This window comes from Ensifer sp. LC163, assembly GCF_001695855.1.
GTDB lineage: Bacteria > Pseudomonadota > Alphaproteobacteria > Rhizobiales > Rhizobiaceae > Ensifer.
Genome location: NZ_MBSS01000018.1, coordinates 21,205 through 38,560, shown reverse-complemented (window position 1 = coordinate 38,560; position 17,356 = coordinate 21,205). Strand labels below are relative to the sequence as shown.

Below are 17,356 nucleotides of genomic sequence, written 5' to 3'. Positions count from 1 at the left end.
AGCCGCTTTAGGGTTAACAAACCCTTAACAGTTGTAGTGCCGGCGGCCTCACCCCGGCTTCGCGCCACCATTTTTCGTATATTTCTCAGCATGTTGATCGCGCCAACGCCTCAACGTCCGGCGCGACGAGCTCTTACTTTTGCGCGTCCTTCAAGTGCCTTTGTCAACCGTTTCTTGCGCTGATCGACGTCGGCAACAAGGCGAAAACGGCAGAATCGCCATCGAACGGCCCTCACTTTTGCGACTCGATCGATTGATTCGAATGAGAACGGTTGGGTTGGCCGTCGGCGCACCCACCTGATGTGGCAGTTGCGTCTGCCGAACCAGACGATATCGTTCCAATGCGATTCGTCGCCTGGAGGATACATGCGTCAGCAGACAAAGCCGTTCATCGTTGAGATCAAGCAGTCCCGCAGAGTGAGGGCCGATACCCAAAAGACATCGATCTGGGGGAAGCTGGATCTGAGGGTCGAACCCGATCTGCAAGCAGAACCTGTTCCCGCTGAGGAGCCCGTCGCCGAGAGCGGTCGACCGTAAGCGATCCTGCTCACGCTTGCGGTACGCGATCGGCTCCGGCTTGCTAACCCGATCGACACCCGGGCTAAAGCGGAACAGACAAGCGCGGCTGTATTACGTACGGCAGGGCGATATGAGCGCGAAAGCGTACCAGGCAATTGCGCCGGACGAGATCGACCAAAAAATCATGGCAAAAAAAATGGGCCTGCGGAGACCGCGGCCCATGAAGTGTGAAGGTCATAAAACCTCCAGAGGGGAACAGCTGCTGCGGCGGCACTGGGAGGAGAAGCCGCCATGTGCATCAGCTGTGAGCGTTATGATCGTTTTTTGATCATTTGGAAAACATTTATTGTGCAATGCAGCTATGCACAGGCTGCGTTGCTTCTCCGTTCCAAGAGGAGCGAGGCAGCAAGTCAGTTGCACGCGGCTACGCAATGCACTGGATCACTGAACCGGCGCGGGGAGGGGATCCATGGAGGATTGCCCGTTCGGAATTTCGCGGGCGCTGGTCGCAACCGCGGCTACTCATTTCCCGCAGGAGGGAGGTTTGCCGCTTCCTGGCTCCTGGCAGCGACACTCGAATACATGCCCGTCGTGCGGAACTCCGTGGGACTTGCGCCAAAATAGCGCCGGAACACTTTGGCGAAATAGTTCGGGTCTTCGAAGCCGGACATGATCGACACTTCCTTGACCGAGAGATGCGCCGCCTTTGTCAGGAGCTTCGTTGCTCGCTGTAATCTCTTGCGCAGCACGAACTCCGCGGGCGGCATGCCTTCGCTGGCGGCAAAGACGCGCGAGAAATGGGCTCGGCTGAGCCCCGAGACTTCGGCGAGCCTCTCGACGGGCAGGGGATGCTCCAGGTTCGCCATGATGTGCTGGATCACATGCTGCATTGTCCGGTATTCCTGGCTAAATACGGGATGTGCGCCGAAGACGTCGTCATAGAGCGCCATCGCCGCCTCGTAGGCGATAGCCGATGCGCTGCCCGGCGCTTCGCCGCCGCCTGAAATGAGCCGCAGGCTGCAGTCTGCCAGGTGCTCGATCGTCTCGGGCTTCAGGTTCAGGATGGGACCGGTTGTCGAAAGAATGGCCTTGTGGATGCGCAGCGCCTCTTCGCCGTTCATGGAGATCCAGAAAAACTCCCAACGACCATTCTGCTCGAGCCAATAGCGATGGTTGTGCGGCACGAGAAGGAGCAGCGTCTCGCCCTCGCGCACACGGTGGTTGCGCGATTCGTAGCGCAGGTTCCCGGCACCCGAGATCGTATGCTGCAGCACGGTAAACGGCGTCTGGCCACGCTTGCGTCCATCCCAATCGTAACTTGCATCCGTGCGGATCTCATAGCCCGTACTGGTCGGCATCGTGTGCAGGCTTTGGCGTCCGCGCGGTAGCGAGACAGTCTTCATGGCGGGGCCATTCTCGATCAAGCGTTTCAGCATAGAATTACCCATGAAAGCACAATACCTCTCTGGTGACGCCAAGCATTATACGCATAATACCTTTCAGCAACGCAAGATGGCCGGTTCTGAACGATCAGGGAGAAGAAATCTGGGAGGGAAAATGCACTTCAGTGCAACCTTCTCGGCGCACCAATTTTACCCACTCCCCTTCACGCGGCCGAACGAACAGCGACGAGGACAGCATGAGCAACTTCAAGATTGCCATCATTGGCGCCGGCAGCGTCGGTTTCACCAAGAAGCTCTTTACCGATATTCTTTGCGTTCCGGAGTTCCACGACGTCGAATTCGCGCTCACTGACTTGAGCGCGCACAATCTCGACATGATCAAATCGATCCTCGACAAAGTTATCGAGGCGAACAACTTGCCGACCAAGGTCACGGCAACGACTGACCGCCGCGAGGCAATCGCAGGCGCGCGCTACATCATCAGCTGCGTGCGGGTCGGCGGGCTCAGCGCCTATGCCGACGATATCCAGATCCCGCTGAAATACGGCGTTGACCAGTGCGTCGGCGATACGATCTGCGCCGGCGGCATTCTCTATGGGCAGCGCAACATTCCGGTGATCCTGGATTTCTGCAGGGATATCCGCGAACTGGCCGAACCGGGCGCGAAATTCCTCAACTATGCCAATCCGATGGCGATGAACACCTGGGCGGCGATCGAGTACGGCAAGGTCGACACGATCGGCCTTTGCCATGGCGTCCAACACGGCGGCGAGCAGATCGCCGAGATCCTTGGCGCGAAGGAGGGCGATCTCGACTTCATCTGCTCGGGCATCAATCACCAGACCTGGTTCGTCGACGTCAGGCTGCGCGGCCGCAGGATCGGCAAGGACGAACTGGTTGCAGCCTTCGAGGCGCACCCAGTTTTCTCCGCCCAGGAAAAGCTGCGCATCGACGTGCTCAAGCGGTTCGGCGTCTATTCGACCGAGAGCAACGGCCACCTGTCGGAGTACCTGCCCTGGTACCGCAAACGGCCCGAAGAAGTGGCCCGCTGGATCGACATGTCGGATTGGATCCATGGTGAGACCGGCGGCTATCTGCGTCACTCGACCGAAACCCGCAACTGGTTTGAGACCGAGTTCCCACAGTTCCTCGAAGCCGCCGCCAAGCCGATCGACCCGACCCGCCGCTCCAACGAGCACGCCAGCCATATCCTCGAGGCGCTCGAGACCGGGCGCGTCTACCGCGGCCACTTCAATGTGAAGAACAACGGCGTGATCACCAACCTGCCGTCGGATGCGATCATTGAATCGCCAGGTTTCGTCGACCGCTTCGGCATCAACATGGTCGCGGGCATCACGCTTCCCGAGGCTTGTGCCGCCACCTGCATCTCATCGATCAACGTCCAGCGCATGTCGGTCCATGCGGCGATCTCCGGCGATATCGACCTTCTGAAGCTTGCAGTCCTGCACGATCCCCTGGTCGGGGCCGTCTGCACGCCCGAAGAGGTTTGGCAGATGGTCGACGAGATGGTCGTCGCCCAGGCGGAGTGGCTTCCCCAATACGCCGACGCAATACCTGCCGCCAGGGAGCGTCTGAGCAAGGCAACGGTCAGGACCCGCGAGTGGAAGGGTGTTGCCCGCCGCGAAATCCGATCGATCGAGGAATTGCGCGCCGAGATGGACGCGACGAAATTGCGCGCGGCCGGCTGACCGGCCGAGGCGAGGGCAGGGGATGCGGCACCATGGGAGAGCCCCCCGCGGATCCCATGCGCGTCTTCGGATGAAGGAAATGCTTGAGGAGCAAGCCGTGCCGTTTCGGACCGGCGTGAAGCATGAGGGAGAGAGAAACGATGAACGCAATGCGCTATCTTAGACTGCGAGCGGCCTTGATGCTCGGCGTATCGGGCTTTGCCCTGCAGGCCTGGGCCTCGGAGCCAACTGTTGTGCCCGAACAACCGCCATTCCCCGCACAGGGCAAGATTACCTATGTGCCACGCGATTCCATCCTTGAATACAAGGCGCTGCCGGAATATCGCGAGCCAGAATGGGTCACGGAGAAATTCGTGAAAACCGGCAAGCTGCCGCCGGTGGCCGAGCGCCTGCCAAAGGAACCACTGGTCTTCAAGACGGGGAACATGGCTGACGGTATTGGCGTCTATGGCGACACGATGCGCCACGTCGTCGGCGGGCGTCCGGAAGGCTGGAACTATTCGGCCGGGCAGACGCAAGGCTGGGGCGGCATCGATATCGAAATATTCGAATGCCTGACCCGCACCGCGCCGCTTTTTCAGGTCGAGGCGAAGGATATGGAACCCTTGCCGAACCTAGCGAAAAGCTGGGAGTGGTCGCCGGACGGGCACAAGCTGACCATGCATCTGATTGAGGGCGCCAAATGGTCGGACGGCGTTCCGTTTTCGTCGGAAGACGTGATGTTCTACTGGGAGGACAACGTCGTCGATCCGAACGTCTCCCCGCTCAATGGAGCGACGCCGGAAACCTTCGGGGAGGGCACGACGCTGAGGGCCATCGACGCCAACACCGTCGAATGGACCTTCAAGGAGGCGTTCCCGCGCCAGCATCTCTATTCCATGGCCTATGGCACCTTCTGCCCGGGGCCGGCGCATATCCTCAAGACCAAGCACCCGAAATACAACAAGGATATGACCTACGACCAATACAAGAACGGCTTTCCGCCGGAATACATGAACACGCCTGTTATGGGCGCGTGGGTGCCGGTCGAGTATCGCTCCGACGACATCATCGTGCTGCGTCGTAATCCCTACTACTGGAAGGTCGACGAGGCGGGCAACCAGCTGCCCTACATCAACGAGATGCACTACAAGCTGTCGACCTGGGCCGACCGGGATGTGCAGGCGATCGCCGGGTCAGGCGACTTCTCCAACCTCGAGCAGCCGGAAAACTTCGTCGAATCGTTGAAGCGCGCGGCATCGGAGACCGCACCCGCACGCCTTGCCTTCGGCGCTCGCCTGATCGGCTACAATCTTCACATGAACTTTTCCGGTAACGGTTGGGGTGATCCGGATGAACGCGCGAAGGCCGTGCGCGAACTCAATCGCAACGCGGATTTCCGCAAGGCCGTGACAATGGCGATCGACCGCAAGAAGCTTGGGGAGTCACTCGTCAAAGGGCCTTTCACCGCGATCTATCCCGGCGGGCTGTCGTCCGGCACCAGCTTTTACGATCGCCAGTCGACGGTCTACTATCCCTTTGATCTCGAAGGCGCCAAGGCACTGCTCGAAAAGGCCGGCTTGAAGGACACGGACGGCAACGGCTTCGTCAACTACCCCGCCGACAAGCTGGGCGGCAAGGATGTCGAGATCGTGCTACTCGTGACCTCCGACTACAATACCGACAAGAACCTCGCCGAAGGGGTGGTCGGGCAAATGGAAAAGCTCGGGCTTCGCATCGTCCTGAACTCGCTGGACGGCAAGCAGCGGGACGCAACGAACTATGCCGGCCGCTTCGACTGGATGGTTCATCGCAACGGAGCCGAATTGTCCTCCGTCGTGCAGAACACGCCCCAGCTTGCGGCCACCGGCCCGCGCACCAGCTGGCATCACCGCGTGCCGGAGAGCGGCGCGCTTGATCTGATGCCGTTCGAACAAGAGCTCGTCGATATCGTCAACAAGTTCATCGCCAGCAATGACAATGACGAGCGGGCAGACCTGATGAAGCAGTATCAGAAGGTGTCGACGAGCAATGTCGATACGGTCGGCCTGACGGAGTATCCGGGCGCTCTGGTCATCAACAAGCGCTTCTCCAACATTCCGAGCGGCGCCCCGATCTTCATGTTCAACTGGGCGGAGGACACGATCATCCGGGAAAGGGTCTTCGTCGCTGCCGACAAGCAGGGGGACTATGAATTGTTCCCCGAGCAGTTGCCGGGCAAGCCGGGTGAAGGCGGCCCCATCAACTGACCCTCACAGAGTTCGTTCCGGCCGCAGCCGATCGTGGCCGGAACGATCCCTTAAACACACAAGAGAAGCTAACAGCCATGTTCCGATTTCTGCTTGTGCGCATCGCATCCGCCATACCCGTACTCTTCGTGCTGAGCGTCGTCACGTTTGCGATCATTCAGGCGCCGCCGGGCGACTACAGCGACTATATCCGTTCGCAACTGATCAACCAGGGCGGCGCCTCCTTTGAGGAAGCCGACGCCCAGGCCCAGGCCTACAAGATCGCCAACGGCCTCGATAAACCGATGCCGGTGCAGTACGTCAATTGGATCACGGGCATCCTGACGCGCGGCGACTTCGGCCATAGCCTGTTCTACAACAAGCCGGTGGCGGATGTGGTCGGCGAACGGCTGCCGCGCACGCTGGCTCTGGCGCTCGTGTGCCACATCCTCGCATCGATCATCGGCATCACCTTCGGCATCCTGGCTGCCACGCGGCAATATTCCTGGATCGACAGCCTGCTGTCGGGCATTTCCTTTCTGGGCATGACGGTGCCACGTTTCCTGATGGCACTGATCATCGTCTATGTCCTGGTCTTCCATTTCAACGTGACCGAGATCAACAGTTTCCATTCCGCCCGCTACGGCGGCGCGCCCTGGTCCTGGGACAAGTTCGTCGACCTCCTGACGCATGTCTGGCCGGTGATCGCCATCGCCACCTTCGGCGGCCTCGCCTACAACATGCGCGTGATGCGGGGTAATCTGCTCGATACGCTCAACGCCCAATATGTCGAGACCGCCCGTGCCAAAGGGCTTTCGGAGGGTGCCGTCATCATGCGCCATGCCGTGCCGAATGCGCTGCACCCGCTGGTCATGTATCAGGGTGTCGTTCTGCCCTACATGCTGACTGGCGAAATCGAGACGGCGATCATCTTCGCCCTGCCGACCGTCGGCCCGGCGATCGTGGGATCCATGTGGGTCGGCGACGTCTATGTCACAGCCACCTTCATGCTGGTGTTGTCGGCAACGCTCATTATCGGCAACATCATAGCCGACCTGCTCCTGGCAATGCTCGACCCGCGGGTGCGTCTTGGCGGAGGTGCACACGCATGAAGGCCGACGTTCAAGACATCATCGCCGCTCCCATTCCGGCGCCTCATCACGGCAACGAAACCTATCTGGCGCTCGTCTGGCGCCGCCTCAAGCGCTCCTGGACCGGCATGGCCGGCCTCATTCTCGTCTGCCTCCTGTTGGTCATGACGATCTTCGCGGAGTTTTTCTCCCCCGTCGATCCGAAGCTCACCGGCGTCGCCTTCGCGCCGCCGCAGAGGATCAGCATCACCGATCAGGACGGCAGGCTCGTCTGGCCGCGCACCTACCAGGTCGGCGAGGGCACCGAGCTCGACCCGATCACCTTCCAGCCGATCGTCGGGCCGGATTATGCCAATCCGAAGGACCTCGGCTTCTTCGTCAAGGGCTTCAGCTACCGGCTCTTCGGCCTCTTGCCGACCGACCGACATTTCTTCGGCGCCGTCGACGGCACGCCGGTGAATTTCCTCGGCACCGACAAGTTCGGCCGCGATGTGCTGTCGCGCATCTTCCACGGCTCTCGCGTCTCCCTGATGATCGCATTGACGGTGGTGTTCATCGTCACCGTCGTCGGCACCACGATCGGCATGGTGTCCGGTTACTTCGGCGGACGCTTCGATGTCTGGATGCAGCGTTTCGTCGAGCTGGTGCTGGCCTTCCCGCAATTGCCGCTCTACCTGGCGCTGACGTCGCTGATCCCCGTGACGGCACCGACCAACGTCTTCCTTGCCTTCGTCATCTTCGTCATGTCGGCACTCGGCTGGGCGCAGATGTCGCGCGAGGTGCGGGGCAAGACGCTGGCACTCGCCAGAATAGATTATGTGCGGGCGGCCATCGCGATCGGCGCCACCGATCGCCGCATCATCTTCCAGCACATCTTTCCCAACGTCATGAGCCACGTGATCGTTGCCGTCACACTGGCGATCCCGAACGTGGTCCTCCTGGAATCGTTCCTCGGCTTCCTCGGTTTCGCGGTCAAGCCGCCGCTGATGTCCTGGGGGCTGATGCTCCAGGACACCGCCACCTATTCCGTCATCGGGTCCTATCCCTGGATCCTGTCGCCCGTCGCCTTCGTGCTGATCACCGTCTTTGCGTTCAACGCGCTGGGCGATGGCCTGCGCGACGCCGTCGACCCCTATTGAGGAGGCGCAAATGGCACTTATGGATTTGAACTTGCTTGCCCCCGAACAGCGGCACGATCACGCCGCCGCCATCGGCTCCCCGATCATCGACGCACGTCATGTCGCGGTAAAGTTCAAGGTCGAGGGCGGCCTGGTCGATGCCGTGAAGGATGTCTCCTTCCAGCTCTATCGCGGCGAAACGATCGCGGTGGTCGGCGAATCCGGTTCGGGAAAATCGGTCACGGCCCGCACCGTCATGGGCTTGCTCACCAAGCGCGCAAGCGTGTCGGAGCGTTCCAGCATCGATTATGACGGCAGGAATGTCCTGAAGCTTTCCGATCGTCAGCGCCGGGCGCTCCGTGGAAACCGCATCTCGATGATCTTCCAGGAGCCGATGAGCTCGCTCAATCCGGTCTACACCATCGGCGCCCAGATCATCGAGGCAATCCGGGTGCATCAGAAACTGAGCCGCAAGCAGGCAATTGAGCGGACGCTGGAGCTTTTGCGCCAGGTCCAGATCCCCGATCCGGAAGCGCGCCTCAACCAGTACCCGCACCAGCTGTCGGGCGGCCAGCGGCAGCGCATCATGATCGCCATGGCGCTCGCCAACAATCCCGATGTCTTGATTGCCGACGAGCCGACGACGGCACTCGACGTCACCGTCCAGGCGCAGATCCTCAACCTCATCCGCGATCTGCAGAAGACGCTCGGCATGGCGGTGATCCTGATCACGCATGACCTGACCGTCGTCAGGCAGTTCTCCGACTACGTCTACGTCATGCAGAACGGCGAGGTTAAAGAGCACAACACCACCGCGGCGCTGTTTGAAAACCCGCAGCACCCCTACACCCGCCATCTGCTCAATTCCGAGCCGAAGGGCATCGCCAACCCGATGCCGCCGGATTCGGCTGCCATTCTGGAAGGCCGCTCGGTCCGTGTTTCCTTCATGTTGCGGGCGGGCGGTTTCTTCAAGCCGCAGCTCAAGGAGCTGGTCGCGGTCGACAGCCTGAGCCTGAAGCTCCACCGGCACGAGACATTGGGCCTCGTTGGCGAATCCGGCTCGGGCAAGACGACGTTCGGTCAGGCTCTGGTCAAGCTGCTGAGAGCCGAAGGCGGCGAGATCCTGTTCGACGGCGAGCCGATCCAGAACAAGAGCCGCGACGAAATGCGGCCGTTGCGCTCGCGCATGCAGATCGTCTTTCAGGATCCGTTCTCCTCGCTCAATCCGCGCATGTCGGTCGGCCAGATCATCGAGGAAGGGCTGATCGTCAACAGGCTCGGCGCCACCCGCAGCGAGCGGCTGGAGCGGGTCCGCGACGCGTTGAACAGTGCCGGCCTGCCGAACAATATCCTGTCGCGTTTCCCGCACGAGTTTTCAGGCGGCCAGCGCCAGCGTATCGCGATCGCCCGGGCGATCGCGTTGGAGCCCGAGTTCATCTTGCTCGACGAACCGACCTCGGCGCTCGATCTCTCGGTTCAGGCACAGATCATCGAACTGCTGCGCAAGCTGCAGGACGAGAAGGGACTGAGCTATCTCTTCATCTCCCACGATCTGAAGGTCGTGCGCGCACTTTGCCACCGGGTGGTGGTGATGCAGCACGGCAAGATCGTTGAAGAGGGGCCGGTCGAAGACGTTCTTTCCCATCCCAAGACCGCCTACACGGAACGGCTCGTCAGAGCCGCGTTCGAAGTGGCTGCCTAGCAAAAAAGAGGCATTTCATGACGAGACAACCCAAGATCACCTTCATCGGCGCCGGATCGACCGTGTTCATGAAGAACATCATCGGCGACGTGCTGCAGCGTCCGGCCCTGTCGGGCGCACGCATCGCGCTGATGGACATCAATCCGCAGCGACTTGAGGAAAGCGAGGTCGTCGTCCGTAAGCTGATCTCGACGCTCGGCGTCAAAGCGACCATCGAGCTGCACGCCAACCAGCGCAAGGCTCTCGACGGCGCCGATTTCGTTGTCGTCGCGTTCCAGATCGGCGGCTACGAGCCGTGCACGGTCACGGATTTCGAGGTGCCGAAGAAGTACGGCCTGCGTCAGACGATCGCCGACACGCTTGGCGTTGGCGGCATCATGCGCGGCCTGCGCACGGTGCCGCATCTGTGGAGCATCTGCGCCGATATGACCGAGGTCTGCCCCGAGGCGATCCTGCTTCAATACGTCAACCCGATGGCGATCAACACCTGGGCAATCGCCGAGAAGTACCCTCATATCAAGCAGGTCGGTCTCTGCCACTCGGTTCAGGGCACGGCGATGGAGCTCGCCGAGGATCTGAACATCCCTTACGAGGAGATCCGCTACCGCTCGGCCGGCATCAATCACATGGCGTTCTTCCTCAAGTTCGAGCACCGCCAGCCGGATGGATCCTACCGCAACCTCTACCCCGATCTTCTGCGCGCCTACCGCGAGGGTCGCGCGCCCAAGCCCGGCTGGAACCCGCGCTGCCCGAACAAGGTGCGGTATGAGATGATGACCCGGCTCGGGTATTTCGTCACCGAAAGCTCGGAACACTTCGCCGAATATACGCCCTACTTCATCAAGGAAGGCCGCGACGATCTGATCGAGAAATTCGGCATCCCGCTCGACGAATATCCCAAGCGCTGCATCGAGCAGGTCGAGCGGTGGAAGGGGCAGGCGGCCGCCTATCGATCTACCGACAAGATCGAGGTCAAGCCATCGAAGGAATATGCCTCCTCGATCATGAATTCCGTCTGGACGGGCGAGCCCTCGGTCATCTACGGCAACCTGCGCAACAATGGCTGCATCACCTCTCTGCCCGACAATTGCGCGGCGGAAGTGCCGTGCCTCGTCGACGAGAACGGCATACAGCCAACTTTTATCGGCGATCTCCCGCCGCAGCTCACCGCACTGATCCGCACCAATATCAACGTGCAGGAACTGACGGTCGCCGCCATGATGACCGAGAACCGCGAGCACCTCTATCATGCAGCGATGATGGATCCCCACACCGCCGCCGAGCTCGATCTCGACCAGATCTGGTCCCTTACCGACGACCTGCTCGCCGCGCACGGCAACTGGATCCCGGAATGGGCGCGAAGTGCCAAGAAAGTTCACGCCGCGTAGCTTTTTCTCCCGGCCGCGCGGCGAGGAAGCCCCGGAACCTCCCAGTTTCGGGGTTTTCCTTTGTTCGTTTACCTGCCGCGCCGACAAGAAATGTGCGGACATGTCTTGCCGGGGCAGGGGAGGGGATGATTGTCTTTTCACGAGCCTTGCTGCAGGTCATTCAACGCCGAGGATTGACTCGAGGATACCGATTGGGTAGAGATGGGTAACCGTTAACCCAAAGGCTGCCCGTGACAACTTCGTTGAGCGACATTGCGGAACGCGCCGGCGTATCCATCAAGACCGTTTCGGGTGCGTTGCACGGCGGTTCGGCGCGGATGTCGGAACAAACGCGACTGCGCATCAAGGAGATCGCCGAGGAGCTGGGTTACGTCACCAACCTCGCCGCGCGTGGCATGCGGCAGGGGTGGATGCCGCTGATTGGCGTCGTCGCCGACGACCTGATCACCTCGCCGTTTGCCACCGAGATCATCCGTGGACTGGATGGTGCCGCCCGCGCCGCCGACATGGCGGTCTTTGCCATGACGCTCGGCGGCGGTCGCGATGTGGCCTCCGTGCTTGAGGAAGTGCGCCGCTTCCGCCCACGCGCAATTGCCTACGCGGCGATGTATCACAAGACGGTATCGCTGCCGGCGGAGTTCGCAGAGACGGTCGGCGTGATGATCAATTGCCGCGAGGCCAATGACAAGGTGACGTCGCTGGTGCCGGACGAGATCGGCGCGGCCCACGAGATCACCAGCTATCTGATCGAGGCTGGCCGCCGGAATATTGCCTTCATCAACCTGCCGGGGCTTTTGGCGGGAGAGTTGCGTGAAGCCGGGTTCCGGCGTGCGCTTGAGGAAGCAGGGCTTGACGCAGGTCGTGCCCGCGTGCTGCCGGCGGTCCGGCGGGCGATCTACAGCGACCGGGCCCATAGCCTTGTCCTTTCACATGTAACCGCGCTGATGGATGGCCCGGAGCGTCCGGATGCTATCCTTTGCGGTAACGACCGTGTCGCGATGGAAGTCTACGCAGCGCTGCGACGGGTCGGCGCGCAGATTCCGGATGACGTTGCCGTCGCAAGCTTCGACAATCAGGTGGACATTGCTTCCAGGCTCGATCCACCGTTGACGACCATGGCCCTGCCGCACCGTGCCATGGGCCGCCTGGCGGCAGACATTCTGCTTGCAGAAAATGCCGCCCCCGGCGAGGTGCGCAAACTCGCGTTCCAGTTGGTGGAGCGCTCATCCGTCTGATCATACTGAAAGACCAAACCCTGTGGAGGAGGAGTGACAATGATGGGTAAACGTTTACTTTCAATGTTGATGGCGTCGGTGGCCCTTGCGGCTACGGGCGTGAGCGCCGAGGCGAAAACCGTCCTGCATGTCATGCACCAAGGCGATCCGGGCTGGGTTTCGACCTATGGCGAGGTCGCCAAACGTTTCGAGGCGGCCAATCCGGATGTGGATGTCGAGCTGATCTACGCGCCGCACGATGCCTACAATGAAAAATTCAGCGCCGCGGTTATGTCCAAGCAACTGCCTGACGTCATGGAGCTCGATGCGCCTTTCCTCGCCAACTATGTCTGGTCCGGTTATCTGCAGCCGATCAAGCCTCTGGTCGATCAGGATGTGCTCGATGACATGACCGCATCGAACATCGCCCAGGGCACCTATCCGATCGACAAGGATCTCTATGCGATCGGCCTGACCGATTCCTCGGTCGTGCTCTACGGCAACAGGAAGTATCTGGAAGCGATCGGCGCCCGCATCCCGAAGGCGGTGGATGATGCCTGGACGCAAGAAGAATTTGAAGGTTATCTCGAAAAACTCGCCAAGGTCGATGGCGTCAAGTGGCCGATCGACACGTTTCGCGGCTACGGCATCAAGACCGAATGGATCACCTATGCCTACGGCCCGATCCTGCAGTCGGCAGGCTGCGACCTGATCGATCGCACGACCTGGAAATCGACCGGCGCCCTCGACAGCAACGCGTGCGTCAAAGCCCTGACGATGATGCAGACCTGGGTCAAAAACGGCTGGGTCGTGCCACAATCCTCGGGCACCAACCAGTTCTTCGCCGAAGGCCATCCGGCCGCGCTCGCGCTCGGCGGCCATTGGTTCTATGCGGAAGCAGCCGCTTCGATGAAGGACGACATCGTCGTCATGCCGCTGCCGAAGTTCGGACCGAAGGGCGCAAGCCCCAACGGTACCTGGATCTGGGGCATTACCACGGCCTCCGAGCATCCGGATATCGCCGGCAAGTTCGTCAGCTTCATGCTGAAGGACAAGCTTTATCGCGATTATGCGACGGCCGATTCCGGCTATCCTGGCTTGAAGAGCTTCGCGGCGGCATCGCCCCTGTACGACACCGGCGGTCCGCTCGCCGTCGCGTTCGAACAGGCGTCCAAGACCGCCGTCGCGCGTCCCCCGCACCCTGCCTATCCCGTCATCACGTCTGCCTTCATGCAGGCTGTGGATGAGATCTTCAATGGCGGCGACGCCAAGTCGGCATTGTCTGCGGCGGCAGCCAAGATCGATGAGGACATCGAGGAAAACGACGGCTACCCGCCTTTCGACGAGCAGCAATAAACAATCGAAGACGGGCCCCGATGACGGCCACAAAAGATCTACCGCCATCGGGCCCGTTACCGGTCCCGCCTATTGATGCAGGGAGGAGGAGAGTATGACATTGCAACAATCAGCCCAGCCGGCGGTTGCAGCGCGTCCCGCCTGGCGCCGGGACAAGAGCCGGCTGTTTCAGGAGATCGGCATGCTTGCGCCCGCGGTGGCGCTGCTGACGATTTTCCTGATCGTCCCGTTCCTACTGTCGTTCTGGACGGCGATGACCAACCAGCCGCTGGTGCCGCGGCCAACGCCGATCCGCTTTGTCGGCTTCGGCAACTTCCTGCGTATCTTTAGAGATGATCTGTTCTGGACATCGCTCTGGAACGTCTCGCGCTTTACCTTCTGGATCCTGCCGGTGCAATGCGGCCTGGCATTTGCCACCGCGCTGCTGCTGCACCAGAAGATGCCGTTCCGAAATCTCTTTCGCGGGCTGTTTTTCCTGCCTGCGATCACGTCGATGGTCGTCGTCTGCGTCATCTGGGGAACGCTGTTTCAGTACCCAACCGGACCCTTCAACCAGGTGATCGGCTTTCTGTCGGGCGGAACAATTGAACCAATCGACTGGCTCGGGGACCCCAACTGGGCGATGTTCTCGATCGTGCTGCTATCGGCCTGGCAGGCCTATGGCTTCCAGATGATCGTCTATCTCGCCGGTCTCCAATCTATACCGGACGAACTCTACGACGCAGCAAGGATCGATGGCGCAAACGCGCTGCAGCGCTTCTGGCATGTGACAATGCCGGGCTTGCGGCCGACCCATGTCTTCGTGCTGGTCATCACGACAATCCAGGCGTTCAAGCTCTATACGCAGGTTGCCATCCTGACCCAGGGCGGCCCGAAGAGCAGCACGGAGACGGTGGTCCATTACATGGTCCGCTCCGGCTTCGAGGAGCAGAAGCTCGGTTATGCCTCGGCCGTATCGGTCATTCTCTTTCTCATCGTTCTCGTTATCGCGCTGCTTCAGCGTCAACTTCTGAGGCGTTTCGATGTCTGATATTGCAATCTCCACACCGCAGGCGCAGATGACGCGCACCCACTCGGCCGTCGGTTCGCTGCGCATCGTCCAGACGGCCTGCATCCTTGTCATCGCGCTCGTCATCGTGTCGCCCTTGTTCATGCTGCTGATCGCCAGCCTGAAGGACGATCGTTTTCAGATCCTGGCCGACATGGGGAGCTTCAGGGCGTTCTGGGTGTCCGATCCGACATTCGCCAATTTCGCGGAGGTCGGCAATTTCTCCGGCGAGCTCGCCTTCGGACGCTATCTACTGAACTCGCTGATCATCCTCGCGCTGACGGTCGGTTCGGGCCTGATCGTCAATTCCATGGCAGGATTCGTTCTTGCCTGGGGCTCCGTGCGTGGGCGCGCACTGATCCTGTCGCTGGTTATTGCTCTCTACGTGATCCCACAGGAAAGCATCATCATGCCGCTCGTCATCATGGTGTCGCGCGCCGGCATGACAGATACATTCGCGGTGCAGATCGTGCCCTGGATCGCCAGCCCGCTCTATATCTTCCTCTTCTACCAGTTCTTCGCGCAGCTTCCGAAGGAACTCGTCGAAGCGGCGCAGATCGACGGCGCATCCATCTTCCGCATCTACCGGTCGATTTTCCTGCCGCTCAGCCTCCCGGCACTTGCCACCGTTTCGATCCTGATGGGGATCGAGAGCTGGAACCAGTATCTCTGGCCGATCCTCGTCACCCAGACCGATTACGCACGGCCGATCGCCGTCGCGATCGCCACGTTCTTCGGTCAGGACAGCATCTATTGGGATCGCGCCATGGCTGCGTCCGTATTGATGATGCTGCCGATCCTCGCCCTCTATCTTGCCTTCCAGCGCTGGTTCGTCAGTTCCTTCGTTGGCTCGGCCGTGAAAGGTTGATCAATGACAACGCATGCAAATACAGCTCCCGCTCAAGCCGGAGAAATCGAGACGATCAGCGCCGTCCTTGCGGATGCGACCACGATCCACATCTGGCTGAAGGCGACACGGGCAGGAGCACCGGCCGAGATCTCGGCGTCCGTGGCCGGCCACGAGATCAGCCGTCTTGTGGTTTCCAACGCTGACGAGTTCGAGCAGCGCAGCCTGCAGCTGGAGGAGGGCGGTCGAACCGTCCTCGCCTATGACCCGACCACAACGGCAGTCTCCGTTGCCTATGCCTTTCAGCAGCGGGATGTCCTTGCCAAAGGCGTCCGGATCCTACACAGCAGTCGGGAAAATGCAGCGCCGACAGTCGCCGGCAGCTATCATTTCCGTCCCCCCTTCGGATGGATGAACGATCCAAACGGATTTGGCCGCTTCGGCGATCATGTCCATCTGTTCTACCAGCACTATCCGCACAGCCTGCGCTGGAACACCATGCATTGGGGCCATGCGGTATCTGACGACTACGTTCATTGGCGACACCTGCCGATCTTCCTGTTTCCCTCGGCGGACCTTTCGGTGCGCGCCGATGGTCGCGGCGGGGCGTTTTCGGGCTCGGCAATTCCGCTATCGCCAAGTGAACCCGGTATCCGGGTCTTCTTCACCGAGCAGGTCAAGGATCGGGAGCCCGAGGAGCAGATCCAATTGACGGCCGTGTCGCGGGACCAGATCACGGCTGGCGCCGAAGAGATCATTCTTCCTGAGCGACCGGCTGGTCTCGACTTGACGCTCGACTTCCGCGATCCCTATGTCTTCAAGGGCCCGGACGGTCGTTGGCAGATGCTGATCGGCAGCCGCGACCGGGCCGGCGGCGTCGTTTTGCTCTATGAAAGCGGCGATCCGGACGGCGCCTCAGACTGGACCTTCATCGGCATTCTGCACCGGGAGGACCGGTTCGGGATGACGGCGGCAGAGTGCCCTTGCATCGTGCCGCTTGACGGGCCGGCCGAGGATCCGGAAACGCGCTGGGCTCTCATCTTCGGGTTGCTGACAAGCCGCGACCCGAAATCGGGGCGCCGGAACATCACGGCTGCAACTGTCGGCCGCTTCGATGGCCGCACGTTCGTCAAGGAGTTCGAGCAGGAGCTGGATTTCGCAACCGACGCCTATGCTTTCCAGGCATTCGTGGATCGATCCGGGCCGGTCGGCATCGCCTGGCTTGCAAACTGGACCGAGGTCTCAAAAAAGATCGACTTTCCAACGGCAATGACGCTGCCTCGCCAGCTGCTGCTGCAGCAGGGCGCACTGCTGACGCCCCCGGTCGAAACAGTCGCGACGCTGCGCCGGGACCTGATCGATGACAGCAAACTCAAGGGGCAGGAGCCTGTCAGCCTCGGTAACGGGGCGGTCGAGATCATCATCGAACTCGCGGCGCCGGGTGCGGCGTTTCATCTCGAGCTTGATCATCCGGCCGTCGGCCTCGGCGTGCAGCTCGGCCCGGAGGGCCTGGTCATCCACTACGACCCGCCGAACGGCAAGGAGACGCCGCGCTACATCGCCGTCGGTGCGAAGCCGTCGACGCTGCGTATCTTCCTCGATGTCGGCTCCATTGAGGTCTTCGCAGACAACGGCCGCTGGACGGGGACGAAACGGTTGCCAGGCTTCACCGGCGTGCGCTCGGCACGCCTGTCAGCGCCGGCGGGCAACATTGCCGCCGCCACGATCTGGCAACTCGAACTCTGATTGCGCAA

At 61.0% G+C, this 17,356-nt stretch carries 12 protein-coding genes; 11 read left to right on the top strand and 1 reads right to left on the bottom strand.

Features of this window, described 5'->3' with window-relative positions; all coding sequences use genetic code 11:
- Positions 1-1,037: 1,037 nt before the first annotated feature.
- On the bottom strand, positions 1,038-1,967 hold the full coding sequence (locus BC360_RS16590; protein ID WP_065795987.1) for an AraC family transcriptional regulator: 930 nt from the start codon (positions 1,965-1,967) through the stop codon (positions 1,038-1,040).
- 191 nt (positions 1,968-2,158) lie between these two features.
- Between BC360_RS16590 and BC360_RS16585 the strand changes: the two genes are divergently transcribed.
- From BC360_RS16585 to BC360_RS16535, 11 genes are all read left to right on the top strand, one after another.
- Positions 2,159-3,631, top strand: coding sequence for an alpha-glucosidase/alpha-galactosidase (locus BC360_RS16585; RefSeq protein WP_065795986.1), 1,473 nt, complete (start codon positions 2,159-2,161; stop codon positions 3,629-3,631).
- Positions 3,632-3,780: 149 nt separating this feature from the next.
- Positions 3,781-5,859: an ABC transporter substrate-binding protein gene (locus BC360_RS16580; protein ID WP_139110077.1), complete on the top strand. Its 2,079-nt coding sequence runs from the start codon at positions 3,781-3,783 to the stop codon at positions 5,857-5,859.
- A gap of 77 nt (positions 5,860-5,936) precedes the next feature.
- Positions 5,937-6,950, top strand: a complete 1,014-nt coding sequence (locus tag BC360_RS16575; protein ID WP_065782087.1) for an ABC transporter permease — start codon at positions 5,937-5,939, stop codon at positions 6,948-6,950.
- Positions 6,947-8,068, top strand: coding sequence for an ABC transporter permease (locus BC360_RS16570; RefSeq protein WP_065795984.1), 1,122 nt, complete (start codon positions 6,947-6,949; stop codon positions 8,066-8,068). The genes BC360_RS16575 and BC360_RS16570 overlap by 4 nt, the downstream gene beginning before the upstream one ends.
- Before the next feature lie 10 nt (positions 8,069-8,078).
- Positions 8,079-9,749, top strand: a complete 1,671-nt coding sequence (locus BC360_RS16565) for an ABC transporter ATP-binding protein (protein WP_065782091.1) — start codon at positions 8,079-8,081, stop codon at positions 9,747-9,749.
- Between the two features lie 17 nt (positions 9,750-9,766).
- On the top strand, positions 9,767-11,137 hold the full coding sequence (locus BC360_RS16560; RefSeq protein WP_065795983.1) for an alpha-glucosidase/alpha-galactosidase: 1,371 nt from the start codon (positions 9,767-9,769) through the stop codon (positions 11,135-11,137).
- Between the two features lie 230 nt (positions 11,138-11,367).
- Entirely contained in the window at positions 11,368-12,372 is a 1,005-nt protein-coding gene (locus BC360_RS16555) for a LacI family DNA-binding transcriptional regulator (RefSeq protein ID WP_065782095.1), read from the top strand.
- 42 nt (positions 12,373-12,414) lie between these two features.
- Positions 12,415-13,707: an ABC transporter substrate-binding protein gene (locus BC360_RS16550; RefSeq protein WP_065796038.1), complete on the top strand. Its 1,293-nt coding sequence runs from the start codon at positions 12,415-12,417 to the stop codon at positions 13,705-13,707.
- 94 nt (positions 13,708-13,801) lie between these two features.
- Entirely contained in the window at positions 13,802-14,737 is a 936-nt protein-coding gene (locus tag BC360_RS16545) for a carbohydrate ABC transporter permease (RefSeq protein WP_065795982.1), read from the top strand.
- Complete coding sequence (locus BC360_RS16540; protein WP_065795981.1) at positions 14,730-15,623, top strand: carbohydrate ABC transporter permease; 894 nt, start codon at positions 14,730-14,732, stop codon at positions 15,621-15,623. The genes BC360_RS16545 and BC360_RS16540 overlap by 8 nt, the downstream gene beginning before the upstream one ends.
- A 3-nt stretch (positions 15,624-15,626) precedes the next feature.
- A complete protein-coding gene (locus BC360_RS16535; protein WP_065795980.1) occupies positions 15,627-17,348 on the top strand; it encodes a beta-fructofuranosidase in 1,722 nt (573 codons plus the stop codon).
- The last annotated feature ends 8 nt before the right edge of the window (positions 17,349-17,356 follow it).